We start from the raw sequence: 26454 nt of genomic DNA, 5'->3' as shown, positions 1-26454 counted from the left end.
GCGCGGCCTGCTGTTCGGCTTTGCGCGCTTTGGCGCGGGCGATGGCGGCTTCCACGGCCGCTTTGCGTGGATCGGCAGCGTCGGTCGACGGAGTTTCCGCCGGCGCGGCCTGCTGCTGCGCTTTACGCGCCCGGGCTTCGGCCTTCCGCGCTTCGCGGGCGGCGATCGCCTCGCTGTTGTCCGGTCTGGCGCCGGCCTGAATCACGATAGGCTGCGCGGCGTCGCGCTGTTTATCACGTACCCGGGCCAGGGCGGCGTTAATCGCATCCTGATCTTTGGCGGCAGGCTGGACGGCGGCTTTTTTATGCCGCTCGGCGCGGGCCGCTTTCTCACGCTCCAGGCGCGCCTGTCGGGCCTCGAATCGCGCTTTGGCTTCCGCAGCGCGCTGCTCTTCCTGGCGAATCGCCGCGATCTCGGCTTTCTCCTGACGGAAGTACTGCACCAGTGGAATATTGCTTGGGCATACCCACGCGCACGCGCCGCATTCGATGCAGTCCGCCAGATTGTGGGCGGTGGCTTTATCGTGCTGCTGGCCTTTGCTGAACCAGTAAAGCTGCTGCGGCAGCAGATCGGCCGGGCAGGCGTCGGCGCAGGCGCTGCAGCGAATGCAGCCTTTCTCTTCCTGCGGCTCGCCCATTTCGCTGACGGAGGGCGCTAACAGACAGTTGGTGATCTTCACCACCGGGACGTCGAGCCCCGGCAGGGTAAAGCCCATCAGCGGCCCGCCCATGATCACCATTGGCTCGGCGCTGGCGCAGAATCCGGCGTCGTTCAGCAGATGGCGCACCGGCGTGCCAAGGCGCGCCCAGACGTTGCCCGGCCGGGTTACCGCCTCGCCGGTGAGGGTGACTACGCGCTCAGTTAACGGCTCGCCGTCAATCACTGCGCGTTTCACCGCATAGGCTGTACCGACGTTCTGCATCAGCACGCCAATATCCGAAGAACGACCACCGTGGGGTACCTGTTTGCCGGTGAGAATTTGGGTGAGCTGCTTGGCGCCGCCGGAGGGGTATTTGGTGGGGATCACGCGCAGCGAAATGCCATGGGCGTCGCAAAGCACCGCCCGCAGCATCGAGATGGCCTGCGGCTTATTGTCTTCAATGCCGATCAGCACCTCGTCAGGCTGCAGAATATGGGCAAGGATGCGGATCCCTTCGACAATCTGCGCCGCGCAGTCCTGCATCAGACGGTCGTCCGCCGTGATATAGGGTTCGCACTCGGCGGCGTTAATGATCAGCGTTTTAATTTTATCGCCGCCGCCGCGCAGTTTACTGCCGGTGGGGAAGCCCGCGCCGCCGAGGCCGGCAACGCCAAACTGGTGGATGCGCTCAATCAGCGCTTCACGGGTGCGGGTCTGATAGTCGCTCCAGCCGTCGCGTTCGATCCAGCGGTCTTCGCCGTCGGCGTCAATGATCACGCTCATCTCCGCCAGCGCGGACGGATGGGCAGTGGTGTGCGGGGCGATAGCGGCAACGGTGCCGGAGGTGGGAGCGTGAACCGGCAGCATTCTTCCCCAACCGCGGGTCAGCGGCTGGCCGCGCAGCACCCGGTCGCCTACCTTGACGCACAGTTCGCCTTCGGCGCCGATGTGCTGCTTCAGCGGGATCACAAAGCGCTGCGGCAGGGAAACCTGGCGCAGCGGGGTGCCGTTTGACTGGGTTTTCATCTCCGGCGGGTGAATACCGCCGTTAAAATCCCAGACTTTGTCTTTTCGGAAAGCGGAAAATAGCTTAAACATGTTGTTCCACAGGAATATTTCGCACCGGGATCGTATGCAGATCCCATTTCCAGGTCTCCGGGGTCGTCGCCACCGGAACGAGAGAAATGCACTGGGTCGGGCAGGGGGCAACACACAGGTTGCAGCCGGTGCACAGGTCGCTCATCACGGTATGCATGGCGCGGGTCGCCCCGACAATGGCATCCACCGGACACGCCTGAATACATTTGGTGCAGCCGATGCAGTTCGGCTCATCAATCACGGCGAGCATGCGGGCTGGCTCGGCTGCCTGCTCGTCGCCGTCGACGGGCTGCGGGTCGACGTTGAGCAGGGCGGCGATTTTTAACATCACCGCTTCGCCACCCGGCGCGCAGCGGTTAATTTTCTCACCCTGCACGCCCACCGCTTCCGCATAAGGGCGGCAGCCAGGGTAGCCGCACTGCCCACACTGGCTCTGCGGCAACAGTTCATCAATTTTTTCCACCACCGGGTCGTCCTGCACCGCGAAACGGCGCGACGCGTACCCCAGTATTAAGCCGAAAATCAGCCCTAACAGGCTGATGGCGATCACGGCTATCCAGACTGCGCTCATTACAACTTCACCAAACCACTAAAGCCCATAAAGGCCAGAGACATTAAACCGGCGGTAATCAGCGCGATGGCATTACCGCGGAACGGCGCGGGGACATCGGCCACCACCAGACGCTCGCGGATCGCCGCGAACAGCACCATCACCAGCGAGAAGCCGACGGCGGCGGCAAAACCGTACAGCGCCGACTGCAGGAAATTGTGGCCCAGATTGATGTTCAGCAGCGCCACCCCAAGCACCGCGCAGTTGGTGGTGATCAGTGGCAAAAAGATCCCCAGCAGGCGATAAAGCGCCGGGCTGGTTTTACGCACCACCATCTCAGTGAACTGAACCACCACGGCGATAACCAGAATAAAGGCCAGGGTACGTAAATAAACCAGATTTAGCGGGATAAGGATCCAGGTATCAATCAGCCAGGCGCAAATAGAGGCCAGGGTCATCACGAAGGTGGTCGCGAGCCCCATTCCCATTGCGGTTTCCAGCTTTTTGGAAACACCCATAAACGGGCACAGGCCAAGGAACTTCACTAAAACGAAGTTATTGACAAGGACAGTACCGATAAAGAGCAGTAAATAATCAGCCATCATGCGACCTGAAACGAAAAAAAGCCGCTTATTATCGAATAAAACGATACCGGCGACAACAGGTTAAGTGTGGGGTTTTTACGGATTAACAAAGGTCCGTTTGACCCGCTGTGAACGGCGAAAATAGGGCGCCAGCAGCGCTGCGGCCAGCAGCGGAAACAGTAGCTGACGCAGAGCAAGGGCATCCGAAACGGGGGAGAAGGCAAACGCCTTTATCGCCAGCAGCAGCGTAATGAGCAGCCAGATAATATAGTGTTTCGGCACCAGCGAGCGCCGCTTGAAAAAGGCGATGGTCAGCCAGAGCGTATAAAACCACATGGCGAGGGCAAACAGCAGCGAGGCGACCCACAGCGCCATGTGTGCGGTGCTCATGGCGCGCAGCAGGGCCCAGGTCTGCGGCGACATGAGGGCATTGGCAAAAAATAGCAGCGATAACGAGGCGCTCAACAGCGCCAACAGCAACCAGGCCAGCGGTGCCAACAGCCATCCGCCGATGCGCTCCGCAGATTGAGACGTCATGTTTCTCCCCTATTCAACGCCAGTATATAAAAGCAGGCCGGGAAGTATAAGCAACTGGCGTGAAGGATGACAGTCTTACTGCACGAATCGCCAAACGGATTTAGGCACCTGGCCCACATCGAACAATTTACCACCGGAAACCAGCTCTGCCCGGCGATGGTCGGCGGCGCGATACATATTAACGATCTCTTCGGTGTCAGTCAGGGAGTAGTTAAGGTGATCAAATAGTTTTTCAAGACTTTCCAGCGAACTGATTTTGCGGAATTTTAATAAATAGTCCAGAACGGTCATTTTCGTATCCATTTTATAATCGGAATAATTACGTTGAATATTATCAGCATTCACTAAACCTACTCTCAACCAACGGCGCCTTCTGCCGGGGCCGCGTGGCATGATTCAGGTTATATAAACCCATGACAAGGAGCAAAGCCAGCCTTGAAGAGCAGGGAGATGTTTAAGAATATTCTAAATCAGACCGGGCGCCGAATGGCGCCCGCAGGAGAAGATTAACGCTGTTCGCCGCGGCTGGCAATAACAGATTTGTACCAATAAAAACTCTTCTTTCGTTTGCGTGCCAGATTTTGCTGGTGGTCCACATAGACAAAGCCATATTGCTTTTGATAACCGTTGAGCCAGCTCAGCAAATCGATAAACGACCAGGGATAATAGCCGCGGACGTCCGCTCCCTGCGCCAGCGCCTTTTCCAGGGCGCCAATATGGCTGCTCAGATAGGCGATTCGCGGATCGTCGACCACCTCACCGGCAATAATCGGGTCTTTCGCCCCAAGGCCATTCTCGGTGATATAGATCGGGATATCGCCATAGCGCGCCTTGATCATCATAATGCCGTCGGTCAGCCCCTGCGGCCAGATCTCCCAGCCCCATTCGGTATAGGTGCTTTGCGGATTACGCACGAAATAGAATAACCCCTCCACGCCAGGCTCGCCGCCGGTGGGGATTTCGGGCGGCTGGGCGGATACCGTTTCCCGACGATAGTAATTCAGACCGATAAAGTCACAGCGGTTGTCTCGCAGCAGCGCGTCGTCCCCTGGAGCAAAGCGCGGTACGCCCCACAGCGCTTGAGTCTGCGCCAGCAGGGCAGCAGGATAGGCGCCTTTTAGCACCGGATCGTACAGCCAGTGGGTATGGATGGCGTCAGCCAGGTCGGTAGCCTGCCGGTCTGCCTCGCTGTCGGTGAGTGGGGTATGCGGCTGCAGCACATTGACGAAACCAATCTCGCCCGCCACGGCCATCTCGCGAAAAGCCTTCACCGCCAGCGCATGGGCGATAAACACGTGATGACAGGCCTGGATGGCGCGCGCCGGATCGCGAACGGCCGGGGGATGCAGGCCGTTAATGTAGCCGTGGCCGATGAAGACAATGGTCTCGTTAAAGGTCGCCCACAGCTTCACCCGCGAACCAAAGCGCGCGTAGCACAGGCGGGCGTACTCGGCGAAGGCCTCGGCGGTGCTGCGTGCTTCCCAGCCGCCCTCATCCTGCAGGGCCTGCGGCAGGTCCCAGTGATAGAGGGTGATCATCGGCTCAATATTATGCGCCAGCAGTTCATCGATCAGATCGCTATAAAACTGCACGCCCGCTTCATTAACCTCGCCGCGCCCGGTGGGCAGCAGGCGGGGCCAGGAGATGGAAAAGCGATAGCTCTGCAGGCCCATCTCGGCCATCAACGCCACGTCTTCGCGAAAACGGTGATAGTGATCGACGGCGATATCGCCGGTGGTCCCTTCAAAGGTGGTTCCCGGCAGGTGAGAGTAAATATCCCAGATTGACGGTCCTTTACCGTCAGCGTCGTGCCCACCTTCGACCTGATACGCTGCGGTAGCGGCACCCCATAAAAAATGTTGCGGAAAAGCGGCCATGAAAAAGCTCCCAGTCTGATGATAGAGGGAGTGTAATCAAAGCAAGGAGAGCTGTGCAACCGGTTTCTGAAACCGGTTGCACAGTTGCGAAGCAGGTCACTGTTTCACGGCGGCGCTACTTTGTCTGCACCACATCCGCTGGCGGTGGCGACTGATAATTATCAATATGGTGCGCGATAACCAAAAGCAGTGCGGAAATCCCAAAAACAATCCAGCCAATAAGTTCTACAATACGGGTAAAAACAGTCGTCATAACACTTCAATATCCTTTGAACACAGTGGGAAATGTTACTCCATGGTCAGCAGATCACAAGGGGTATCTGTCTGATTTTGCACGCATGCGGTAAAACCGTAAGTGGAAAAATGATAAGTTTGAGTCGCGTTTTGTAAGAATATTCTCATTAACCAGATATTGACATCAGCTGAATAAGCGAGGCGGTAACATGAGTGATGCGATCCGGGTGGGGCTGGTGGGCTATGGCTACGCCAGCAAAACGTTTCATGCGCCGTTAATCAGCGGCACGTCGGGCCTGGCGCTGACGACGGTCTCCAGCAGCGACGCGGCCAAAGTTCATGCCGACTGGCCTGGCGTGAAGGTGGTCAGTGCGGCGAGTGAATTGCTGAACGACCCGGAGATCGATCTGGTGGTCATCGCCACGCCGAACGACACGCACTTCCCACTGGCGAAAGCGGCGCTGGAGGCCGGGAAGCACGTGGTGGTGGATAAACCCTTTACCGTGACACTGTCACAGGCTCGCGAGCTGGAGAGCCTGGCGAAGCACTGTGGTCGGGTGCTGTCGGTATTTCACAACCGGCGCTGGGACAGTGATTTCTTAACGGTCAGAACATTGATCAACGAAGGCCAGCTGGGAGAGGTGGGTTACTTCGAATCACATTTCGACCGTTTCCGGCCGCAGGTGCGCCAGCGCTGGCGGGAGCAGGCGGGACCCGGGAGCGGAATTTGGTATGATCTTGGACCGCATCTGCTCGACCAGGCGGTGGCGCTGTTTGGTCTGCCGGTGAGCATCACGGTCGATCTCGCTCAGCTTCGGCCCGGCGCGCAATCCACTGACTATTTTCACGCGGTGCTGGCCTATCCCCAGCGGCGGGTGGTGCTGCACGGCACATTGCTCGCCGCCGCGGAGAGCGCGCGCTTTATCGTCCACGGCTCGCGGGCCAGCTATATCAAGTACGGTCTCGACCCGCAGGAGGAGCGGTTGAAAAATGGCGAACGTTTGCCGCAGGAGGACTGGGGGTATGATATGCGTGACGGTACCCTCACTCGCGCCGAAGGCGACGAACGCAGCGAGGAGACGTGGCTGACGCTGCCGGGCAATTATCCCGCTTACTATGCCGCTATCCGCGATGCGCTCAACGGGGTGGGAGAAAACCCGGTCCCGGCCAGCGAGGCGATTCAGATCATGACCCTGATTGAGCTCGGTATCGAGTCGGCCCGGCACCGCGCCACGCTCAGCCTGGTGTGAAAAATAGCCCGGCAGCGCGGCTGCCGGGCCGGTAATCAGCCTTTGGCCACCCGCTGAATGAGCGCAGCTTTTTCCTGTTCGCTGAGAAACGCCTGAGTCAGTCCGTTGATCTGCGCCTGGCGGATCTGCTCCCGGCTCAGCCCCGCCGCCGGTGCCGCCACGGTGTATTCGTGGATAATGTCGACCCCCTGGACCGCCGGATCGTCAGTGTTGAGGCTCGCCAGCACGCCGTGCTCAAGGAACTGCTTCAGCGGATGCTGGGCCAGAGAGGGCACGGTGCTGGTTTGCACGTTCGAGGTGAGGCAGGATTCAATCCCGATGCGGTGCTCGGCCAGATAGTCCATCAGGGCGGGATCCTGTACCGCTTTTACCCCATGGCCGATGCGCTCGGCGCCCAGTTCACGGATGGCCTGCCAGATACTTTCCGGGCCGGCCGCTTCGCCAGCGTGGACGGTGATATGCCACCCGGCATCGCGGGCCTGGTTAAAATGACTGAGGAACAGCGCCCCCGGGAATCCCAGCTCATCGCCAGCGAGGTCGAGGGCGGTGATGCCATCGCGGTGGGCGAGCAGGGCCGCCAGCTCTTCCTGACAGGCCGCTTCGCCAAAGGTGCGGCTCAAAATGCCGATCAGGCGGGCATCGACCTGGAAATCGCGGCACCCCTCACGTACCCCGGCGATCACTGCCTCTACCACGCCGTCGACCGGCAGCTGGTGGGTCATCGCCATATAGCGGGGGGAGAAGCGCAGCTCCACGTAGAGCAGGCCATTGCGCGCCGCGTCTTCGACGTTCTCATACGCCACGCGACGGCAGGCTTCCAGCGAGGCCAGGACTTTCACCCCCCAGTCGAGCTTGGCGAGAAAACTGACCAGATCGGGCTCCAGGCTGGTGACCTGGACGTGGGGACGCAGCGTGTCAAGGGTGGTAGCGGGAAGGGTGATGTTAAACTCGCGGCCAAGATCGAGGATGGTTTGGGCCCGGATGTTACCGTCAAGGTGGCGGTGAATGTCGGTTAATGGCAATGAGGAATCAATCATGGTCGCACTCTTTTTTTAGTTAAAGTGCACGTCATTATACAACAGATACCTAACGCTTTAAAACGATTGAAAAAAGGTAAAAGAAACAAACGCCTGCGCCAGGCCCGGCCGGCGCAGCAGAATGCGGCGCATAATCATTTACATTTATATTTTATTTGAATGTATTCATGTTACATATTAAATTCTGCTTACTTTATCGACGATGAGGCAGGGATGCGGATGTGGAAAGCGTAATCCATAATAATATTGAGGGTTTTCTGCTGTTGTTATTAAGCATGTGGCCCATTCTGTTGGTGGTATTCGTTGGCGTCGCCATCTCCTTCTATACCATGCTGTTACGCAAAACGGCGCTGGCCTGCCTGCTGTTCGCCGTCGCCATCGGCGCCGCAGGCTGGAGCTTTGCCTGACGCCAGGCCTCAGGGTTTATCCAGCAGGCTCATACTGGAGGTGGCGGCGCCATCATTCAGATTGGACGGCGAATGCCAGTCGCGGCCCGCCAGGGCGCTGTCTCCCTGACCGCTGCTGGCGACGCTGTCCTGCTGCGTCGACAGCGTTGACCCTTCAAGCGCTTCCTCTGCCCCCGACTGGTCGGGCAGAGAACTGCTGTATCCGCCATTGTTCGAATACGTATCCATACCGTTGACTTCATTCGGCACCGTGTCGGTGGTGGTCCCGTCATCGTTTATGCAAAATGAGCCGCCGATGCCGTTAGGCTGACAGTCCGCGGCGAAAGTCGGGCTGGCCAACGCGGTCAGCAGCAATAGCGGTAAGCTGATTTTCTTCATTTTTATCTCCATACGCAGCGTGGCCGACAGATGTTCTCAACTATAGAGGGGAGAGCGCGGCGGCAGGTAACAAAACTGTTTAATTTTGTAATAGCTGATGGTATCCGGCGCCCGTTCGCGTGGCCCGGGCGCAGCGGCTCGGCAGAATGCGGTAATCAGTTGTTAATTCAACGTAAAGGTTAATGAAAATTTAAGGGAAGGCCGCTATGTTGGCAGCATCACACTTTCCATTAAGGATATTCCATGCGCGATAAATATTCCGGCCTGCAGATTGGCATCCACTGGCTGGTCTTTTTGCTGGTGGTGGTGGCCTATGCGGCGATGGAGCTGCGCGGATTTTTCCCCCGCAGCGATCGGCCGCTGATTAATATGATTCATGTTTCCTGCGGGATCGCCATTTGCGTGCTGATGGCGGCGCGTCTGCTGGTGCGGCTGAAAACGCCGACGCCGCCGATCGTGCCGAAGCCGTCGCCAATGATGACCGGTTTTGCCCATCTCGGCCATCTGGTTATCTATCTGCTGTTTATTGCCCTGCCGCTGATCGGCATGGTGATGATGTACTGGCGCGGGAATCCCTGGTACGCCTTTGGCCTGACGATGCCGTATGCCCCGCAGAGCGATTTTGAGCGGGTGGACACCCTGAAAGCGATCCATGAATGGTTAGCGAATGCCGGTTACTTTGTGATTGGCCTGCATGCCTTCGCCGCGCTGCTCCATCATTACTGGTGGAAAGATAATACCCTGCTGCGAATGATGCCCCGTAAGCGCTGAATCATTCGCTTCAACATTCAGACCCCGTCCCGCGACGGGTTTTTTTTTGCCTTTGCGGCTAATAAAATATAGTATACCCCCCTATATGATACGGAGGCGTTATCGTGCCACATTCACCTGAAGATAAAAAACGGGCCCTCAGCCGCGTACGCCGCATCCGCGGCCAGGTTGAAGCCCTTGAACGCGCGCTGGAGTCCGGCGAACCCTGTATGACTATCCTGCAGCAGATCGCCTCGATTCGCGGGGCGGCAAACGGTCTGATGGGCGAAATGGTGGAGATCCACCTGCAGGACGAGCTGGTCAGCGGCGACACCACCCCGGACCAGCGGGCCGCGAGAATGGCAGAGGTCGGTCATCTGCTACGATCTTATTTAAAATAACATCACGACGAGGAAGAGACAGTTATGAAATCACGCGCAGCAGTGGCCTTTGGCCCCGGTCAGCCGTTAAAAATCGTAGAGATTGACGTCGCGCCGCCGAAAAAAGGCGAAGTTCTGGTGAAAATCACCCATACCGGCGTGTGCCATACCGATGCCTTCACCCTTTCCGGCGACGATCCCGAAGGCGTCTTCCCGGCGGTGCTGGGCCATGAAGGCGGCGGCGTGGTCGTGGAAGTGGGCGAGGGCGTCACCAGTCTTAAGCCGGGCGATCATGTCATCCCGCTGTATACCGCCGAATGCGGCGAGTGCAAGTTCTGTAAGTCGGGTAAAACCAATCTCTGTCAGGCGGTGCGCGCCACCCAGGGCAAAGGGCTGATGCCGGATGGCACCACCCGTTTCTCGTATAACGGCGAACCGATTTATCACTACATGGGCACCAGCACCTTCAGCGAATACACGGTCTGCGCTGAGATCTCGCTGGCGAAAGTCAATCCGCAGGCGCCGCTGGATAAAGTGTGTCTGCTGGGCTGCGGCGTGACCACCGGCATCGGCGCGGTGCATAACACGGCGAAGGTTAAGCCCGGGGATACCGTCGCGGTCTTTGGTCTGGGCGGCATCGGCCTGGCGGTGATCCAGGGCGCCGTGCAGGCGCAAGCCGGGCGGATTCTGGCGGTCGATACTAACCCCGATAAGTTCACTCTCGCGAAAGAGATGGGGGCTACCGACTTTATCAACCCCAACGACTACGATAAGCCCATTCAGGATGTGATCGTTGAGCTGACCGACGGCGGGGTGGATTTCAGCTTCGAGTGCATCGGTAATGTCAATGTGATGCGCGCGGCGCTGGAATGCTGCCATAAAGGCTGGGGCGAGAGCGTCATTATCGGCGTGGCCGGCGCCGGGCAGGAGATCAAGACCCGTCCGTTCCAGCTGGTGACTGGCCGGGTGTGGCGCGGCTCTGCCTTTGGCGGCGTGAAAGGCCGTAGCCAGCTGCCGGGAATGGTGGAAGACGCGATGGCGGGTAAAATTCGCCTCGACCCGTTTATTACTCATCGCCTGCCGCTGGCGCAAATTAACGAGGCCTTTGACCTGATGCATGAAGGCAAATCGATTCGCACCGTGATCCACTTTGGCGACCAGTAATCGCTAACGCGCAAGGCGTTTCGTCAGCCGCAAAAAAGGGCCCGAATGGGCCCTTTTACTTAGGTCAATCAATGATGGTCAGGAAGCGCGTAGGCGATAATGTAATCGCCGCGATCCGGAGACTGACGGGCGCCGCCCGCATTGATAATGATGTACTGCTTACCGGTTTTCGGCGACACGTAGGTCATCGGGCCGGACTGACTGCCAACCGGCAGGCGGGATTTCCAGATCTCCTTGCCGTTAGCGGTATCAAAGGCGCGCAGGTAGAAATCCTGGGTGCCGGCGAAGAACAGCAGCCCGGACTGCGTCGCCAGCGACGCGCCAAGGGTCGGCATACCGATCGGAATCGGCATATGCATGCGGATCCCCAGCGGCCCGGTATCCTCTACGGTGCCTACCGGCACCTGCCACACCAGTTTCCCGGTTTTCAGATCCACAGCGGACATGGTGCCGAAAGGCGGTTTCTGGCACGGAATGCCCAGCGGCGACAGGAAACGTTCGCGCATGGCGCCAAACGGCGTGCCTTCCATCGGCACGATGCCCATCTCAATGCCGCTGGCGTCTTTCGCTACCTTCTCGCGCGGCACCATATAGTTGGCGAGACCGAGACGCATATCGTTAACGAACATCAGGCTGTTGTTGGGATCCACCGAGACGCTGCCCCAGTTCATGCCGCCGAGCGAGCCCGGGAATTGCAGGGAGCGGTCTTCCCCCGGCGGGGTAAAGACTCCCTGGTGGCGCATCTCTTTGAACTGGATACGGCACAGCAGCAGGTCGATAGGCGTCGCGCCCCACATATCGGACTCGGTCAGCGTCTGGTTGCCGATCATCGGCATTCCCACCGAGTAAGGCTGCGTCGGCGAGTAGCGCTCGCCTTTGACGTTGCCCACCGGCACCGGTCGCTCTTCCACTTTCGCCACCGGCTCGCCGGTTTCGCGATTGAGCATAAAGATCATGCCCTGCTTGCTGGTCTGCACCAGCACCGGGGTGGTGACGCCCTTGCCGTCAGGCAGATCGTACAGCAGCGGCTGAGACGGCAGGTCAAAGTCCCACAGGTCGTGGTGGGTGGTCTGGAAGTGCCAGCGTACCTGGCCGGTCGCGGCATCCACAGCGACGATGGAGGAGCTGTATTTGTCGTCCAGCGCGGTTCGTTCGCCGCCGAAGAAGTCTGGCGTAGCGTTGCCGGTCGGCAGATAGATCAGGTTCAGCTTCGCGTCGTAAGACATCGCCGACCAGACGTTCGGCGTGCCGCGCGTATAGGTCTGGCCCTCCGGCGGTACGCCGGTCAGCGCCGGATTACCTGGATCCCACGCCCAGGCCAGTTTACCGGTATGGACGTCAAACGCGCGGACCACCCCCGGCGGTTCGCCGGTAGAGTAGTTATCCGCGACGCGGCCGCCCACCACCACCACATTGCCCGCGACCAGCGGGGTGGAGGTCTGTTGATAGTAGCCCGCTTTGACTTCGCCCATTCCGACGCTGAGGTCGACAATACCGCGATCGCCGAAGCTCTCGCACAGTTTGCCGGTGTCGGCATCAATGGCGATCAGGCGGGCATCGATCGTCGGCAGGAACAGACGACGGGAGCAGGCGGCAGGCTGGGCGCCTGACGCTGGCGTCGTCTGCGCCTGGCTATCTTCGTAATAGCCTAAGCCGCGGCAGCGCTGCCAGTTAGGCGAAGAGGATTTGGAGTCATAGCGCCATTTCTCTTTGCCGCTGTCGACATCCAGCGCCAGCACTTTGCTGTATGGGGTACAGACGTAGAGGGTATCGCCAATCTGCAGCGGGGTATTCTGATCTTCCGCGCCGGAGCCATTGCTCTGCGGAATATCCCCAGTATGCGCCACCCAGGCTACCTGCAGCTGGTTGACGTTGTGCTTGTTGATTTGATCGAGAGCGGCGAAGCGGTCGCCGTGGGTGGTGTTGCCCCAGTGCGCCCAGTTTTTCTGCTCTTCGCCCGGCGCGACGGGTTTCACCGGTACCGCTTCCGTGGCGCTGACCAGCGGTTCGGATTTAAACATCCAGCCAAAGCTTCCCGCCAGCGCCACGGCGAGCACGGCGGCGATGGCAAAAGCCGGGCCTTTTTTCGCCGGCGGGCTGGCGAGGAAAGGCCAGACCAGGGCGGCGAGAAAGGCCAGCACGCCAAGGGCGAACAGGCGCGAGAAGAGCGGCCAGAAGTTCCAGCCAGCGTCGCCGATCGCCCAGATCACTGAGGCGATAAACGCCACGGCGTACAGCAAAATCCCGCCGCGGCGGCGACGGAAAATTAGCACTGCCGCGATAACCATCACCACGCCCATCAGCGCAAAGTACAGCGTGCCGCCGACGAGAGCCAGTTTTGCCCCCAGAATACCGATAGCCAGACCGATGATCAGCATCAGTCCGGCGAGAAGCCACTGCAGGATCCGGGGGAATCCGCGCGGCGCGTTGCCAGTTGTCATGAAATCTCCTTAACCACACCAGCCACCTCATTACGAACCAAATGAAACAAAGTTATTTTGTTTCATTTTTGAATGAAGCGGTTTGCATCTTCATAAAGCCAAATTTATTGCCTTCTTTGATTTCTTATGAACCATTTGGTGAAATCGCGATATGATAGATCTGTTAAAGAAATTTGCGCAAATGTTAATAAATAATTTCGCACTAAATGATTATTTTGCTGAATGTGTCTCAGTCGGCGTCGGCTCCCCGGCCGCGACGGGCCGGGGGAGCGGCGGATCAGGCAGGCATTGATTTACGAATAGCGCTGAGCAGGGTGTGCGTCCCGGGGGTCAGCGTCGCATCGACGCGGGTTAAAATGCCGATGGGCTCCCCGGCGCCCTGGGTGGCAATCGGCAGGGCGGTCAGTACGCCACGGCGAAGATCGTCTTTCACCGCCCCGGAAGGGACGAACCAGACATAGTCAAAATCAACCGTTAGCTGGCGCGACAGGGAAGCGGACTGAGTCTCGATGCAGCCGGCGGGCATTTTACACCCCTGGCTCTGGAGCAGCGCTTCGGCGTTTTGCCGCGGCACGGTGCCCTTTGGCGAGACCACCACCGGCCACTCCATCACCCGACTGAGGGTCACCGTCTCCTGCAGCAGGGGATGTCCCGGACGAACCACCAGCTTAAGGGATTCCAGGAACAGCAGTTCGTAATGCAGGCCGCTCATCAGCTCCGGATCGGACATCCGTCCGATGCCGATGTCGATCTCCCCGGACTTTAACCCGGCGAGCAGCATGGTGTTGTTCATGGTGGCGACCTGCAGCGTGATATCTTTTTGCTGCTTATGGAACTGGCCGATCACCGTCGGCAGGATCCCCAGCGCGGCGGTAGGCAGCGCGCCGATGCGCACAATATCGTTATTCAGGCCCTCTTTACGGTTCAGCGCCTGACCCGCCGAGTTAAGGGCATCAAGCACCTTCACGGCATGAGTCAGAAACTGTTCCCCGACCAGGGTCAGCTGCGCCCCCAGACGTCCCCGCTCAAACAGACGGGTACCGGTCAGCTGTTCAAGCTCGTTAAGCGTTTTTGAAAGTGCTGGCTGGCTCAGATTTAAAGTTTCAGCCGCGCGCCCCAGCGTTCCCTGTTGAGCGACGGCCACGAAGGTGTGTAGATGGCGCAAGCGAATGCGCTGACTGAAGAGACCATTTTTTTCCATAGTAAGATGATGTTAAAAACACAGCGGTGAAAGAGACAAGCGGCCTTGTTTAAATTTGATAACCAGATAGCAAAATATTATTAACATTTGAGCTGATTACATTACAAGATCTTTCCCTATGGTTTAACACGCCGTCGCCCGGGCGGGGCGGGGCGACGGCGGTGGTCTGCATGGCCGCTAGATATCGAAAAAGACGGTTTCGTTCTCGCCCTGCAGATAAATGTCGAAACGATAGACCACTTCCGCACCGCGAACTTCGCGCTCAGCGATTAAGGTTTTGCGTCTCACCTCCCACTCGATGAGATTCAGCACCGGGTCGCTGGCGTTGGCCTCGTGCTCATCGGCGAAATACATCCGCGTATTGAGGCCAATATTGATCCCCCGGGCCACCACCCACAGATTGACGTGCGGCGCCATCAGACGGCCATCGCGGCCAACCACCGCGCCGGGCTTGATGGTTTCAAAGCGCCAGACGCCGGAGGTGAAGTCAGAGCAGGTGCGCCCCCAGCCGCGAAAGCCCGGGTCGACCGCTTTCTGCTGCTGACGATCGTCAGGATGGTTATAGCGTCCCGCGGCGTTGGCCTGCCAGATCTCCAGCAGCACATCGCGGACCGGGGTTCCGGAGCCGTCGATAACCCGGCCTTCAATGGTGATTCGTTCTCCGACGGTATCGGCGGTGGTGAGAACCGGACCAAAATTTTTCTCAAAAATATGGAAACCCGCGGCGTCCGGCGCCAGACCGATATGAACATAGGGTCCCGCGGTCTGCGAGGCGGTTTCAGGCAGATACTCTTTCATCGGGCGGCCCCCTGAGTGCGATTTTCAAACAGCGTGGCGCGATGGCCGCGCAGAACAAGGTCGAAGCGGTAGGCCAGACAATCCAGCGGCACGGCGGCGTGCATGTCCAGCTCGGCGATCAGGGTGCGCACGGCGTCGTCATTATTAATGGTTCTGACGATCGGGCACTGCTTGATCAGCGGGTCGCCTTCGAAATACATCTGGGTGATCAGGCGCTGGGCCCAGGCGTCGCCCGAGAGCGAGAAATGAATATGCGCCGGACGCCAGTCGCTGGCCTGGTTGCGCCAGGGGTAGGGGCCGGGCTTGATGGTGCGAAAACAGTAATAGCCGTTCTCGTCGGTCAGCACCCGGCCGCAGCCGCCGAAGTTCGGGTCAATCGGCGCCAGATACTGATCTTTTTTATGTCGATAGCGGCCGCCGGCATTGGCCTGCCAAACTTCCACCAGGGTGTTTTTCATCGGTCGGCCGAAGCCATCCCGCACATAGCCGTGCACAATGATCCGCTCGCCAATCGGCAGGCCTTCTTTGGCATAGTTAAGGATAAGGTCATTATCCAGCGGACCCAGGTCGTCGCGGCTAAACACCGGGCCGGTGATCTCCGACAGCGAGTTCTGCAGGGAGATCAGGGCGTTTTTCGGGGAGCGCAGGACGCTGGTTTTATAGCCCGGGGCGTAAGCGGGCGGGTGACTACTGTAATCGCGATGGATAACCTCGCGCGGGGACCATTTATCGTTCATCGGGTACTCCGTATAGAGGGTAGAGGGGCATGTTGTTGTAATGTCGCCAGAAACAGTGTGTGTAAATGTATTGTTAATTTAAAGTGAAATTACCGGGTGTTTTTCATAACCATCGGTTATGTTCTGCGCTATGCCCGTGACCGGAAGCAGGTTATCGCCATCACAGTTTGTAAATTCTTCCCCCCGCCGGGAGGCAGCTTTCCTACACTCCAGGAAGTATTCACTGGAGGTAACACATCATGGCGAACACCATCACGGCTGATGAGATTCGGGAGCACTTTTCGCAGGCCATGTCGGCCATGTACCAGCAGGAAGTTCCGCAGTACGGGACGCTGCTGGAGCTGGTGGCTGACGTCAACCTGGCGGTACTGGAAAATAATCCGAAGCTGCATGAACAACTGGCCAACGCCGACGAGCTGGCGCGCCTGAACGTTGAGCGCCACGGGGCGATCCGCGTGGGCACAGCGGAGGAACTGGCGACGCTGCGTCGCATGTTTGCCATTATGGGGATGTATCCCGTCAGCTATTACGATCTCTCGCAGGCCGGCGTGCCGGTTCACTCCACGGCGTTTCGTCCTGTCGACGATGCCGCGCTGGCGCGCAATCCGTTTCGGGTTTTTACCTCGCTGCTGCGTCTGGAGCTGATCGAAAACCGCGCTCTGCGCGAGCGGGCCGAGGCGATCCTCGCCCGGCGCAACATATTCACTCCCCGCTGCCTGGCGCTGATCGCCCGGCACGAGGCCGAAGGGGCGTTCACCCCTGCGGAAGCCCGCGAGTTTGTGCAGGAGGCGCTGGAGACCTTCCGCTGGCACCGGCATGCCACCGTCGATGAGGAGACCTACCACGCGCTGCATCGCGAACATCGCCTGATTGCCGATGTGGTCTGCTTCCCGGGATGCCATATCAACCACCTCACGCCGCGGACGCTGGATATTGACCGCGCGCAGGCCCTGATGCCGGAGTGCGGTATTGAGCCAAAGGCCCTGATCGAAGGTCCGCCGCGCCGGGAGGTACCGATCCTCCTGCGGCAGACCAGCTTCAAGGCGCTTGAGGAGCCGGTGATGTTCGCCGGCGAACACCGCGGCACCCACAGCGCCCGCTTTGGCGAAATTGAGCAGCGCGGCGTGGCGCTGACGCCGAAAGGGCGCGCGCTGTACGACCGGCTGCTGCAGGCGGCAGGGACCGGCAAAGACAATCTCAGCCACCAGCTGCATCTGCAGGAGGTGTTCCGCGAATTTCCCGACAGCGAATTTCTGCTGCGTCAGCAGGGGCTGGCCTGGTTTCGCTACCGCCTGACGCCGGCTGGCGAGGCCCATCGCCAGGCGTTTCGCCCGGGCGACGATCCCCAGCCGCTGATCGAGCGCGGATGGGTGGTGGCCCAGCCCATCGTCTATGAGGATTTTTTACCGGTCAGCGCGGCGGGCATTTTTCAGTCCAATCTGGGTAACGAAACCCAGGCGCGCAGCCACGGGAATGCCAGCCGCGAAGCCTTTGAGGCGGCGCTGGGCTGCCCGGTGCAGGATGAGTTTGAACTGTACCGGCAGGCGGAGGAGCGCAGCAAACGACGTTGCGGTCTGCTGTAAAATCAGTACCCTGCTGGCATCAGCCTTACAGGGAGCAGGTTATGCAACATCCGTCGAAACCGTTGGCGAAAACCCGGCAGGGCACGCTGGCCGGGAGCGCAGAGCAGGGGATCCATATCTGGCGCGGCATTCCGTACGCCGCGCCGCCCGTGGGGCCGCTGCGCTGGCGCGCGCCGCAGCCTCCCGCCCGCTGGCATGGCGTGCGTCAGGCCGACGCCTTTTCCGCCGCCAGCTGGCAGGACATTGACTACTGCCGCGAACTTGGCGGCGGGGATCCCGGCCGCTTCAGCGAAGACTGTCTCTATCTCAACGTCTGGGCCCCCGCCAGCGCAGCGCAGCCGCTGCCGGTGATGGTCTGGCTGCACGGCGGCGGGTTTACCATCGGCGCCGGCAGCCTGCCGCCTTACGATGGCCTGGCGCTGGCCAGCCGCGACGTGGTGGTGGTGACGGTCAACTACCGACTGGGCCATCTTGGCTTTTTCGCCCATCCGGCACTGGAGGAAGAGGCGGGCGAGCGTCTGTATAACTTCGCGCTGCTCGACCAGATCGCCGCCCTGCAGTGGGTCCAGGAGAATATTCACGCCTTCGGCGGCGACGCCGCAAACGTTACGCTGTTTGGCGAATCCGCCGGGGCGCGCAGCGTGCTGTCGCTGATGGTCTCGCCGAAAGCGAAAGGGTTGTTCCATAAAGCGATTATTCAGAGCGGGTATACCTTACCCGACCTGCCGCGAGAAAAGGCGCTGGAGAAAGGCCGCTTGCTGGCGGAACGCTTCGCCTTGCCGCAGGCCAGCGCCGAACAACTGCGGGCGATCCCGGCGGAGGCCTTCTGGTCGCTAACCGCCCCGCTGAATATCGGGCCAGCGCCCATCGCCGGCGATGTGGTGCTTCCGCAGCCGATGCTGGAGACCTTTTTTGCCGGGCGCCAGCATCCGATGCCGGTGATGATCGGCTCCAACAGCGATGAAGCCAGCGTGATGGCGGTGTTTGGCGTCGATATCGCCGGGCAGATCCAGAAGCTGCGCCGCGAGCGCCGTCTGGGGCTGGGACTGATCAAACTCCTCTATCCCGGCGTCAAGGGGGATGAAGCGCTGGGGCGGGAAGTCTGTCGGGATATGGCGTTTACCACCCTCGGCTATGTGGTGATGCAGGCCCAGCAGCGCGTGGGCCAGCCATGCTGGCGGTACTGGTTCGATTATGTGGCGGAAGCGGAGCATGATGTCTATCCGCACGGCGCCTGGCACGGCAACGAGGTGCCCTACGTGTTTGATAACCTGCGGCTCACCGACCCGGTGCGGCAATATGCCAGTGAAGCGGATCTGGCCTTCGCCGCTCAGGTCGCTGACTACTGGGCCCAGTTTGCCCGCGTCGCCAGCGGCGAGCAGGTGCTTGCCGGCGCGGTGCGTTGGCCGGCGTGCGTGCGCGGACGGGATCGTCTGCTGCGCATTGGCCTGCATAAGCGTGCCGGCTTTAAAGTGGAGAATCGCTTTATGCGCGCCCGGCTGGCGCTGTTTCGCCGGGTGATGAAGCATCACGTGACCCTCGAATAAAGGGGATGGGTCGCGGCTCAGCGGGGCGGGGCCCTGCTGCAGGCCGCGGGCGGCTAAGAAACGCCCCGGCGACGATACAGGATGAGTGCTGTCCGCTTTGTTTGCAGGCGGGCCCTGGGCTGGATATTGCGCTCTCCCTCCGCCGGTGATGAAAAAACAGCCTGTTCTGGTAGGCAGGGCTTTTTTACCGTTTTTCTGCTGGCAACAATTGGATTATTAATCGTTTTTGTCTAGAGTGGGCGGAAATTATCACGCAGCGTGATGACGCGTTGCGAATCAATTCACCCGTGCAGAAGGACGCTTTCTCAGGCATGAACCGCAGACGTTTTCTTAAATCTTCCATGGCTGTTGCCGCCGTATGCGGAACGTCAGGAGTCGCTTCCTTATTCAGTCAGGCCGCGTTTGCTGAAGACGCGGGCATTGCCGACGGGCAGACACGCCGTTTTGATTATGCCGTGCTGCAGGCGATGGCTCACGATCTGGCGCGCCAGCCGTGGGGCGGCGCCCCGCGCGATCTGCCGCCGACGCTGGCCAATCTCACCCCGCAGGCTTATAACAGCATCCAGTATGACGCCAACCACTCGCTGTGGAACAATATTGAAGAACGCAAACTGGATATCCAGTTTTTCCACGTCGGGATGGGGTTCCGTCGCCGCGTGCGCATGTTCTCTTTAGACGCCGCCACCCAGCAGGCGCGCGAGATCCACTTCCGTCCGGAGCTGTTCAAGTACAATGACGCCGGGGTGGATACCCGCCAGCTGGAAGGCCAGTCCGACCTCGGCTTCGCCGGGTTCCGGGTATTTAAAGCGCCTGAGCTGGCGCGCCGGGATATCGTGGCGTTTCTCGGCGCCAGCTATTTCCGCGCGGTAGACAGCACCTACCAGTACGGCCTCTCGGCCCGTGGGCTGGCGGTAGATACCTTTACCGATACCCCGGAAGAGTTCCCCGATTTCACCTCTTTCTGGTTCGAAACGGTCAAAGGAGACGCCACGGTATTTACCGTTTACGCTCTGCTGGACAGCCCGAGCATCACTGGCGCCTACAAGTTCACCATCCACTGCCAGGATACCCAGGTCATTATGGACGTGGAGAACCATCTCTACGCCCGCAAGGATATCAAACAGCTGGGTATCGCGCCGATGACCAGCATGTTCAGCTGCGGCAACAACGAGCGTCGGATGTGCGATACCATCCACCCGCAGATCCACGACTCCGATCGGCTGTCGATGTGGCTGGGCAACGGCGAATGGGTCTGCCGGCCGCTGAACAACCCGCAGAAGCTGCAGTTCAACGCCTTCCAGGACAAGAACCCGCGCGGTTTTGGTCTGCTGCAGCTGGACCGCGATTTCTCCCACTACCAGGACGTGATGGGCTGGTATAACAAGCGTCCCAGCCTGTGGGTGGAGCCGCGTAACCAGTGGGGCAAAGGGGCGGTCAGCCTGATGGAGATCCCGACCACCGGTGAAACGCTGGATAACATCGTCTGCTTCTGGCAGCCGGAAAAGACGGTGAAGGCGGGCGACGAACTGGACTTCCGCTACCGTCTCTACTGGAGCGCGCAGCCGCCGGTGAGCACCCCGCTGGCGCGTGTGCTCGCCACCCGCACCGGGATGGGGGGCTTCCCGGAGGGATGGGCGCCGGGGGAACACTACCCGGACAAGTGGGCGCGTCGTTTTGCCATCGACTTTGTCGGCGGCGATCTGAAAGCGGCCGCGCCGCGCGGTATTGAACCGGTGATCACCCTCTCCAGCGGCGAAGCGAAGCAGATTGAGATCCTCTACGTCGAGCCGTTCGATGGCTACCGGATCCTCTTCGACTGGTATCCGACCTCCGACTCGACCGACCCGGTGGAGATGCGTCTGTTCCTGCGCTGTCAGGGAGAAGCCATCAGCGAAACCTGGCTCTATCAGTACTTCCCGCCGGCGCCGGATAAACGTAACTACGTCGACGACCGGATCATGAAATAACCCCGTGACAGCCGTGGCCCCCAGGCACCCCTGCGGGCCCGTAGAGAGCCCCATGACCACAGACATTCCAGCAGTACCTGAGTCGATCCCGGTGACCGAGGGACTGACGCTTACCGCCATTGATGAGCGTTACGTCAGCGACCTGCACCAACTGGTGGTGAAAAACCAGCGCTGGCTACAGCAGTCGCTTAGCTGGGCCGGAGAGGTGCGCAGCGAAGAGGAGACCCGCCGCCATGTGCAGGGTAACGTGATGCTGCACCAGCGGGATTACGCCAAAATGTTTTTGCTGTTTCTCGATAAGCGGCCGATTGGCGTTCTGTCGTTCAACCAGATCGAGCCGCAGAATAAGACGGCCTATATTGGCTATTGGATCGATGAAGATTGCCAGGGGCAGGGGTATCTGTCCCGTTCCCTGCAGGCCTTTATCCACTATTATGCCCGCAGCGGGCTGGTGCGCCGGTTTGTAATCAAATGTCGGGTGGCGAATACCCGTAGCAACCAGGTGGCGTTGCGTAACGGGTTTGTTCTGGAAGGCTGTCTCCGGCAGGCCGAGTATCTGAACGGCAGCTATGACGATCAGAATATCTACGCCCGCATTATTGACCGCGACGAGGCGCTACAGGGCGCCTAACAGCGGCGTTCGGGTGATCTGCTGCTGGCCGTCGAGGGTCTTCGGGCCGCGCAGGTGAATGGCTTCTCCTTCCCGCGCGGCGATCTGCACCTCGTCCCCAAGCGTGACCTGGTGCTCAACGATCACATCGCCGACGATGACAGCCCGACCCTGGATCAGCACGTCGTCGTCAAGCAGAATCGGTCCACCGCGCAGCTGCGCCTCGCCGCCCACCATCGCCCGGTGCTTTAGCAGACAGTTACCTTCAATCACCGCATTCTCCGCAACCTGGGAACTGTAGCGCACAGTGGGAATGGCATCTTCGCCGCGACCCGCGATCAGACGGGCATGCCCGTAAATCCGCGCGTTATCGCACACCCAAACGTCATTCTCCTCGTTTCCCTCAAGCCTGGCGTGGTCAAAGACTTCCGCCCGATGTTCGACAAAAGCGTGCTCAACGTAGGCCTCGCCATAGATCTGCGCCTGATGGAGAATGCGCGACGCGCTGACGGTGGCTCGCTGATAAATCTGCAGCACTTTGTCGCGGTCGGCGGTCAGCCCGCGGGCGGCAATCACCTGACAGTGGGGCAGAAGACGCGCCTCGTCGGCGAGGCGACAGTCACCGCGCACCGTACTCAGGCTAATCGTGACGTTGTCACCAATCTGCGCGTGATGGCTGATCTGCGAGGCGTGAATGGATGCGCGTCCGCTGATGATAGCCCCATGGCTGACCTCGCAGGGGCCATGGAGTCGGGCATCGTCGAGGATGCGCGCCCCGGCGAAGACGACGCTGTTGGCATCGTAGATCCAGCACTCTCCCAGCTGGCTGAGAGCGCTTTCCTCCTCCACCCAGCCGCCTTCGCTGCCCGCTTTGACGTCAGCGAAATCGATAAGCGCCACGATCTGGCGCAGGATGACGCACTGTTTGCCATCCTCTGCCTGGTAACAATACTGCCGGGTCTGTTCGCTGAGACGGTATTTACGCATTCCCGATCCTCATTACTTATGGTTAACATAAACATAGCAAAGATCGCCGTAGCGCGTGGGATAAGGTTCCTTTAGAATGCAACTTCAAATTAAATTGATATCATCAATAAAATGAACAAAACGCATACGTCGCGGCAGGTGCTGAACCTGCCGGCGGGTTACTTTGGCATGGTGCTCGGCACCATCGGGATGGGCTTTGCCTGGCGTTACGCCAGCACCCTCTGGCCGGTCAGCCGCAGCATTGGTGATGGGCTGGTGACGCTGGCGATGGCGATGTGGGTCCTGCTCAGCATGGCGTTTATCAGCCGGGCGATCCGCTTTCCGGCGAGTGTGCTGCAGGAGATGCGACATCCCGTCAGCAGCAGCTTCGTCAGCCTGTTTCCCGCCACTACCTTGCTGGTATCGATTGGCCTGGTACCCTGGTGCCGGCCGCTGGCCATCGGGCTGTTTGTGCCGGGCGTGGCGCTGCAGCTCGCCTATGCCGCCTGGCAAAGCGGCGGCCTGTGGCGGGGAAACCATCCTCGCGAGGCCACCACGCCGGGGCTGTATCTGCCCACGGTGGCGAATAATTTTATCAGCGCGATGGCCTGCGGCGCGCTGGGGTTTACCGACGCCGGACTGGTGTTCCTTGGCGCCGGGATCTTCTCCTGGCTGAGCCTTGAGCCGGCTATCCTCCATCGGCTGCGCAGCGCAGGCGAACTGCCGACCGCGCTGCGCACGTCGTTGGGGATCCAGCTGGCGCCTGCGCTGGTGGCCTGCAGCGCCTGGCTCAGCGTCAACGGCGGGGAGGCTGATACCTTTGCTAAGCTGCTGTTTGGCTACGGTCTGCTGCAGCTGCTGTTTATGCTGCGTCTGATGCCCTGGTATCTTCGCCAGCCGTTCAATGCTTCTTTCTGGAGCTTCTCGTTCGGTATATCAGCACTGGCCACTACCGGCCTGCATCTGGGCCAGGCGAAGGCGGACGGCTTTTTTCATCATCTGGCGCTGCCGCTCTTTATTTTTAGCAATCTGGTCATCGGCCTGCTGCTGCTGCGCACAGGGCTGCTGTTGGTCAGCGGGAAACTGTTGCTACAGGTCGACCGGGAAACACTCCTGAATAAGAAGGAAGGATCATGACAACGCGTGACGCGGACTATTTTAGTGAAAAATATGGCCTGACCCGTACCCACTCCGAGGTGCTGCATGCCGCGACGATGGTGCCGCCGGGGCGGGCGCTGGATCTGGGCTGCGGCAACGGACGTAACAGCCTTTATCTGGCGGCGAACGGCTTCACGGTGACGGCGTGGGATAAAAATGCGATGAGCATCAATAATCTGGAGACTATTCGCGCCGCCGAAGGGCTGGATAATTTGCAGACCGCGGTGAAAGACCTCAACAGCCTGACCTTTGACGGCGAGTATGATCTGATCCTCTCCACCGTGGTGATGATGTTTCTTGAGGCCGGCGCTATCCCGGGACTCATCGGCAATATGCAGCGTTGCACCGCCGCCGGGGGCTATAACCTGATTGTCGCGGCGATGGACACCGAGGACTATCCCTGCACCGTCGGCTTCCCGTTTGCTTTTAAACCCGATGAACTTCGGGAGTACTACCGGGGCTGGGAATTACTGAAATACAATGAGGACGTCGGTGAGCTGCATCGGACCGACGCCAGCGGCAACCGGATCAAACTGCGCTTCGCCACGCTGCTGGCGCGCAAGCCCGCATAATCCTCAGCGGCGCGTGAAATGGCTGAAATTGACCGCGCCGCCTTGCGCTAATACCCATCGGATAAAGCAGCGCGAAAAGCCTCGCTGAACAGAGGGTTAAAGGCGACCTGTTCATCTATTAAGTAATTATTTAATAACGTAATGTTGATCCCATCAATATTTGTATATCTTCCTTGACGAAGCCCTCATTTTGTCACAAAACTACTGGGTCTTATCTGCTATAACGTCTGCCGAAAAAACTGCATTTACAGGGATCTCTTTATGCGTACTCGCGTGTTATTTAAAGTCGCCGCTCTGGCGGGGATGTTAGCGTTGACGGGCTGTGCGTCCAAACTGGCGCAGCCGAATCAGTATTCGGGCTTTTTAAAAGATTATTCCAACCTGAAAGAAGCCACCACGGCCTCCGGCAAGTCGGAGCTGCGCTGGATCGACCCAAACTACAATCCGGCTAATTACGATAATGTCGTCTACCATCCGGTAACGTACTATCCGGTACCGAAGCCGACGACCCAGGTCGGTGAAAAGGCGCTGCAGGATATTCTTAATTACACCAACAAACAGCTCAAACAGGCCATTTCCGAGCGTAAACCGCTGGCTACCACCGCCGGCAAGCGTAGCCTTATTTTCCGCGGGGCGATCACCGGGGTGGACTCCAGCAAAGAAGGGCTGCAGTTCTATGAAGTGGTTCCGGTCGCGATGATTGTTGCCGGTACTCAGGCCGCCACCGGCCATCGTACGATGGACACCGACCTCTATTTTGAAGCTGAACTGATTGACGCCAGCACCAACAAGCCGGTGATCAAAGTGGTTCGTAAAGGGGAAGGAAAAACCCTGGCTAATGAAAACACGCCGCTGACCATCGAAACCATGAAGCAGGTGATCGATGATATGGCGGTCGACGCCGTCAAATTCGACCCTTCCCAGCGGTAATCTCGCCAGCGCCGTCTGCCGACGGCGCTGTTTTATCTTCCGCCGTTTCAGGCCAGCTTTCGGCGCAGCAGCAGCTGTTCCGGTTTGGCAAACATCACCAGATTACCCAACAGGATCAGCGCCAGTCCGATAACGGCGTTGCTGTGCCATACATAGCCTTCATAGACGGTGGAGATGGACAGGGCGACCAGCGGAAACAGCAGCGTACTGTAGGCGGCTTTGCTGGCGCCGATGCGTCCCACAAGGGTGAAATAGGCGCCGAAGGCGACAACTGAGCCGAACAGCGCCAGGTAAAGCAGGGCGCCAAGATAGCTGACGGTCCACTCCGGCATAAAATTATCTCCGCGGAGGAGTGCGATGGCGCCCATCACCAGCGTGCCGTACAGCATCGCCCAGCTGTTGGTGGTCAGCGTCTCCAGCCCCCGCCGCTGGTGACGAATACTGAACATATTGCCCAGCGAAAAGCCGTAAGTGCCCAGCGCGCTCAGACCGATCCCCCACAGTAGCGAAGCGTTCAGCCCGTTGGCCAGCAGGTCATCCCAGAACAGGGTGACGATACCGGCCAGACCGAGCGCGGCGGCAGCCCAGAAGCGTCCCGGCGGCTGCTGACGGAAGAAAAGAAAGCTGTTGATGGCGTTAAACAGCACCGCCATGGAAAAGATCACCGATTCCAGACCGGTGTTGATCCAGGCTGCGGCGGTATAAAAGCACCAGAAATTGAAGCAGAAGACGCAGCAACCCTGCAGCAGGCAGCAGAGATGGTCCTTCGCGCCCAGCGGCCGCAGACGTCGCGTGACGAGCAGAATCGCCAGCATCGTGACGCTGGCCACGGCGAAACGCCAGAAAATCGATACCGGTGCCGCCACCGGCCCCTGCTGTAAAAAAATCGCAATCCACGTCGTTCCCCAGATAACGACAACGAGTGCATAAAGTAATGCGTTCACCCTGGTTCTCCTCTGCCTGTTGAAGGGAGGAGTATGCCGCCTGCCGCAACCTGCGGCTTTCACCCGCTTGTTGTCGGCTTGCAAATTCTTGCGCTTATTTGTCTTTCGCCGGCG

27 protein-coding genes are annotated in these 26454 nt (G+C 59.4%); 12 read left to right on the top strand and 15 right to left on the bottom strand.

The window, feature by feature from the left end:
* The 7 genes from rsxC to blr form a co-directional block, all read right to left on the bottom strand.
* The coding region (gene rsxC / locus ABLV54_RS17560; protein ID WP_226564370.1) for an electron transport complex subunit RsxC at positions 1-1738 on the bottom strand (1738 nt) is incomplete at its 3' end.
* Entirely contained in the window at positions 1731-2309 is a 579-nt protein-coding gene (gene rsxB / locus ABLV54_RS17555; protein ID WP_004202846.1) for an electron transport complex subunit RsxB, read from the bottom strand. The genes rsxB and rsxC, both read right to left, overlap by 8 nt.
* On the bottom strand, positions 2309-2890 hold the full coding sequence (gene rsxA, locus ABLV54_RS17550; RefSeq protein ID WP_002907658.1) for an electron transport complex subunit RsxA: 582 nt from the start codon (positions 2888-2890) through the stop codon (positions 2309-2311). The genes rsxB and rsxA overlap by 1 nt, the downstream gene beginning before the upstream one ends.
* 78 nt (positions 2891-2968) lie before the next feature.
* Positions 2969-3409: a DUF2569 domain-containing protein gene (locus ABLV54_RS17545; protein ID WP_109547260.1), complete on the bottom strand. Its 441-nt coding sequence runs from the start codon at positions 3407-3409 to the stop codon at positions 2969-2971.
* 75 nt (positions 3410-3484) lie between these two features.
* Positions 3485-3700, bottom strand: coding sequence for a transcription modulator YdgT (gene ydgT / locus ABLV54_RS17540; RefSeq protein WP_004202843.1), 216 nt, complete (start codon positions 3698-3700; stop codon positions 3485-3487).
* Positions 3701-3915: 215 nt separating this feature from the next.
* Entirely contained in the window at positions 3916-5286 is a 1371-nt protein-coding gene (locus tag ABLV54_RS17535; RefSeq protein ID WP_226564372.1) for a GH1 family beta-glucosidase, read from the bottom strand.
* A gap of 115 nt (positions 5287-5401) precedes the next feature.
* On the bottom strand, positions 5402-5539 hold the full coding sequence (gene blr / locus ABLV54_RS17530) for a division septum protein Blr (protein ID WP_012541534.1): 138 nt from the start codon (positions 5537-5539) through the stop codon (positions 5402-5404).
* A gap of 190 nt (positions 5540-5729) precedes the next feature.
* On the opposite strand from blr, the gene ABLV54_RS17525 reads away from it, so the two are divergent.
* Positions 5730-6770 (top strand): oxidoreductase, encoded by a 1041-nt coding sequence (locus ABLV54_RS17525; protein WP_048297638.1) that lies wholly within the window; start codon positions 5730-5732, stop codon positions 6768-6770.
* A gap of 35 nt (positions 6771-6805) precedes the next feature.
* Here ABLV54_RS17525 and add read toward each other — a convergent pair whose 3' ends face one another.
* Positions 6806-7807 carry an adenosine deaminase gene (add, locus tag ABLV54_RS17520; RefSeq protein ID WP_348814204.1) on the bottom strand — a complete coding sequence of 334 codons (1002 nt, stop codon included), beginning with the start codon at positions 7805-7807 and terminating at the stop codon, positions 6806-6808.
* Positions 7808-8028: 221 nt separating this feature from the next.
* On the opposite strand from add, the gene ABLV54_RS17515 reads away from it, so the two are divergent.
* The gene (locus ABLV54_RS17515; protein ID WP_004202827.1) at positions 8029-8214 is read left to right on the top strand and encodes a hypothetical protein; all 186 of its coding nucleotides are present in this window, start codon (positions 8029-8031) and stop codon (positions 8212-8214) included.
* Between the two features lie 9 nt (positions 8215-8223).
* On the opposite strand, the gene ABLV54_RS17510 is transcribed toward ABLV54_RS17515, so the two are convergent.
* On the bottom strand, positions 8224-8592 hold the full coding sequence (locus tag ABLV54_RS17510; RefSeq protein ID WP_004202826.1) for a hypothetical protein: 369 nt from the start codon (positions 8590-8592) through the stop codon (positions 8224-8226).
* 243 nt (positions 8593-8835) lie between these two features.
* Here ABLV54_RS17510 and cybB point away from each other — a divergent pair, with 243 nt between their 5' ends.
* The 3 genes from cybB (at position 8836) to ABLV54_RS17495 (ending at position 10886) form a co-directional block, all read left to right on the top strand.
* Positions 8836-9363, top strand: coding sequence for a cytochrome b561 (cybB, locus tag ABLV54_RS17505; protein WP_023289917.1), 528 nt, complete (start codon positions 8836-8838; stop codon positions 9361-9363).
* Between the two features lie 104 nt (positions 9364-9467).
* Positions 9468-9743, top strand: a complete 276-nt coding sequence (locus tag ABLV54_RS17500) for a metal/formaldehyde-sensitive transcriptional repressor (protein ID WP_004202822.1) — start codon at positions 9468-9470, stop codon at positions 9741-9743.
* 24 nt (positions 9744-9767) lie between these two features.
* Complete coding sequence (locus tag ABLV54_RS17495) at positions 9768-10886, top strand: S-(hydroxymethyl)glutathione dehydrogenase/class III alcohol dehydrogenase (protein WP_023289916.1); 1119 nt, start codon at positions 9768-9770, stop codon at positions 10884-10886.
* A gap of 68 nt (positions 10887-10954) precedes the next feature.
* On the opposite strand, the gene ABLV54_RS17490 is transcribed toward ABLV54_RS17495, so the two are convergent.
* The 4 genes from ABLV54_RS17490 to pcaH all read right to left on the bottom strand — a co-directional run bounded on the left by ABLV54_RS17490 (position 10955) and on the right by pcaH (position 16063).
* Positions 10955-13327, bottom strand: a complete 2373-nt coding sequence (locus tag ABLV54_RS17490) for a membrane-bound PQQ-dependent dehydrogenase, glucose/quinate/shikimate family (protein ID WP_226564470.1) — start codon at positions 13325-13327, stop codon at positions 10955-10957.
* A gap of 277 nt (positions 13328-13604) precedes the next feature.
* Positions 13605-14528, bottom strand: coding sequence for a LysR substrate-binding domain-containing protein (locus tag ABLV54_RS17485; protein WP_348814203.1), 924 nt, complete (start codon positions 14526-14528; stop codon positions 13605-13607).
* Positions 14529-14705: 177 nt separating this feature from the next.
* On the bottom strand, positions 14706-15326 hold the full coding sequence (gene pcaG / locus ABLV54_RS17480) for a protocatechuate 3,4-dioxygenase subunit alpha (RefSeq protein ID WP_023289913.1): 621 nt from the start codon (positions 15324-15326) through the stop codon (positions 14706-14708).
* Positions 15323-16063, bottom strand: coding sequence for a protocatechuate 3,4-dioxygenase subunit beta (pcaH, locus tag ABLV54_RS17475; protein ID WP_004202816.1), 741 nt, complete (start codon positions 16061-16063; stop codon positions 15323-15325). The genes pcaG and pcaH overlap by 4 nt, the downstream gene beginning before the upstream one ends.
* A gap of 239 nt (positions 16064-16302) precedes the next feature.
* Here pcaH and ABLV54_RS17470 point away from each other — a divergent pair, with 239 nt between their 5' ends.
* The 4 genes from ABLV54_RS17470 (at position 16303) to rimL (ending at position 21791) form a co-directional block, all read left to right on the top strand.
* Positions 16303-17646: a VOC family protein gene (locus tag ABLV54_RS17470; RefSeq protein ID WP_023289911.1), complete on the top strand. Its 1344-nt coding sequence runs from the start codon at positions 16303-16305 to the stop codon at positions 17644-17646.
* A 41-nt stretch (positions 17647-17687) separates the two neighbouring features.
* Positions 17688-19193 (top strand): carboxylesterase/lipase family protein, encoded by a 1506-nt coding sequence (locus ABLV54_RS17465; protein WP_072421592.1) that lies wholly within the window; start codon positions 17688-17690, stop codon positions 19191-19193.
* Between the two features lie 311 nt (positions 19194-19504).
* Positions 19505-21160 (top strand): glucan biosynthesis protein, encoded by a 1656-nt coding sequence (locus ABLV54_RS17460; RefSeq protein WP_048297636.1) that lies wholly within the window; start codon positions 19505-19507, stop codon positions 21158-21160.
* A gap of 52 nt (positions 21161-21212) precedes the next feature.
* Positions 21213-21791 (top strand): 50S ribosomal protein L7/L12-serine acetyltransferase, encoded by a 579-nt coding sequence (rimL, locus tag ABLV54_RS17455; protein WP_032453097.1) that lies wholly within the window; start codon positions 21213-21215, stop codon positions 21789-21791.
* Here the strand turns inward: rimL and ydcK are convergent.
* A complete protein-coding gene (gene ydcK, locus ABLV54_RS17450) occupies positions 21777-22757 on the bottom strand; it encodes a YdcK family protein (RefSeq protein ID WP_101881124.1) in 981 nt (326 codons plus the stop codon). The two genes, rimL and ydcK, sit on opposite strands and share 15 nt — an antisense overlap.
* A 111-nt stretch (positions 22758-22868) precedes the next feature.
* Here ydcK and tehA point away from each other — a divergent pair, with 111 nt between their 5' ends.
* The 3 genes from tehA to ABLV54_RS17435 all read left to right on the top strand — a co-directional run bounded on the left by tehA (position 22869) and on the right by ABLV54_RS17435 (position 25396).
* Positions 22869-23873 (top strand): dicarboxylate transporter/tellurite-resistance protein TehA, encoded by a 1005-nt coding sequence (gene tehA, locus ABLV54_RS17445; protein WP_226564251.1) that lies wholly within the window; start codon positions 22869-22871, stop codon positions 23871-23873.
* Complete coding sequence (tehB, locus tag ABLV54_RS17440) at positions 23870-24466, top strand: tellurite resistance methyltransferase TehB (RefSeq protein ID WP_086075337.1); 597 nt, start codon at positions 23870-23872, stop codon at positions 24464-24466. The genes tehA and tehB overlap by 4 nt, the downstream gene beginning before the upstream one ends.
* 261 nt (positions 24467-24727) lie before the next feature.
* Positions 24728-25396 carry a DUF3313 domain-containing protein gene (locus ABLV54_RS17435; RefSeq protein ID WP_004202796.1) on the top strand — a complete coding sequence of 223 codons (669 nt, stop codon included), beginning with the start codon at positions 24728-24730 and terminating at the stop codon, positions 25394-25396.
* A gap of 47 nt (positions 25397-25443) precedes the next feature.
* Here ABLV54_RS17435 and ABLV54_RS17430 read toward each other — a convergent pair whose 3' ends face one another.
* On the bottom strand, positions 25444-26340 hold the full coding sequence (locus ABLV54_RS17430) for a DMT family transporter (RefSeq protein ID WP_023289904.1): 897 nt from the start codon (positions 26338-26340) through the stop codon (positions 25444-25446).
* Positions 26341-26454: the final 114 nt, after the last annotated feature.

The sequence above is a fragment of the Klebsiella sp. JB_Kp042 genome (genome assembly GCF_040065275.1).
GTDB classification, from domain to species: domain Bacteria; phylum Pseudomonadota; class Gammaproteobacteria; order Enterobacterales; family Enterobacteriaceae; genus Klebsiella; species Klebsiella quasipneumoniae.
This window is presented reverse-complemented; position numbering and strand designations above follow the sequence as displayed.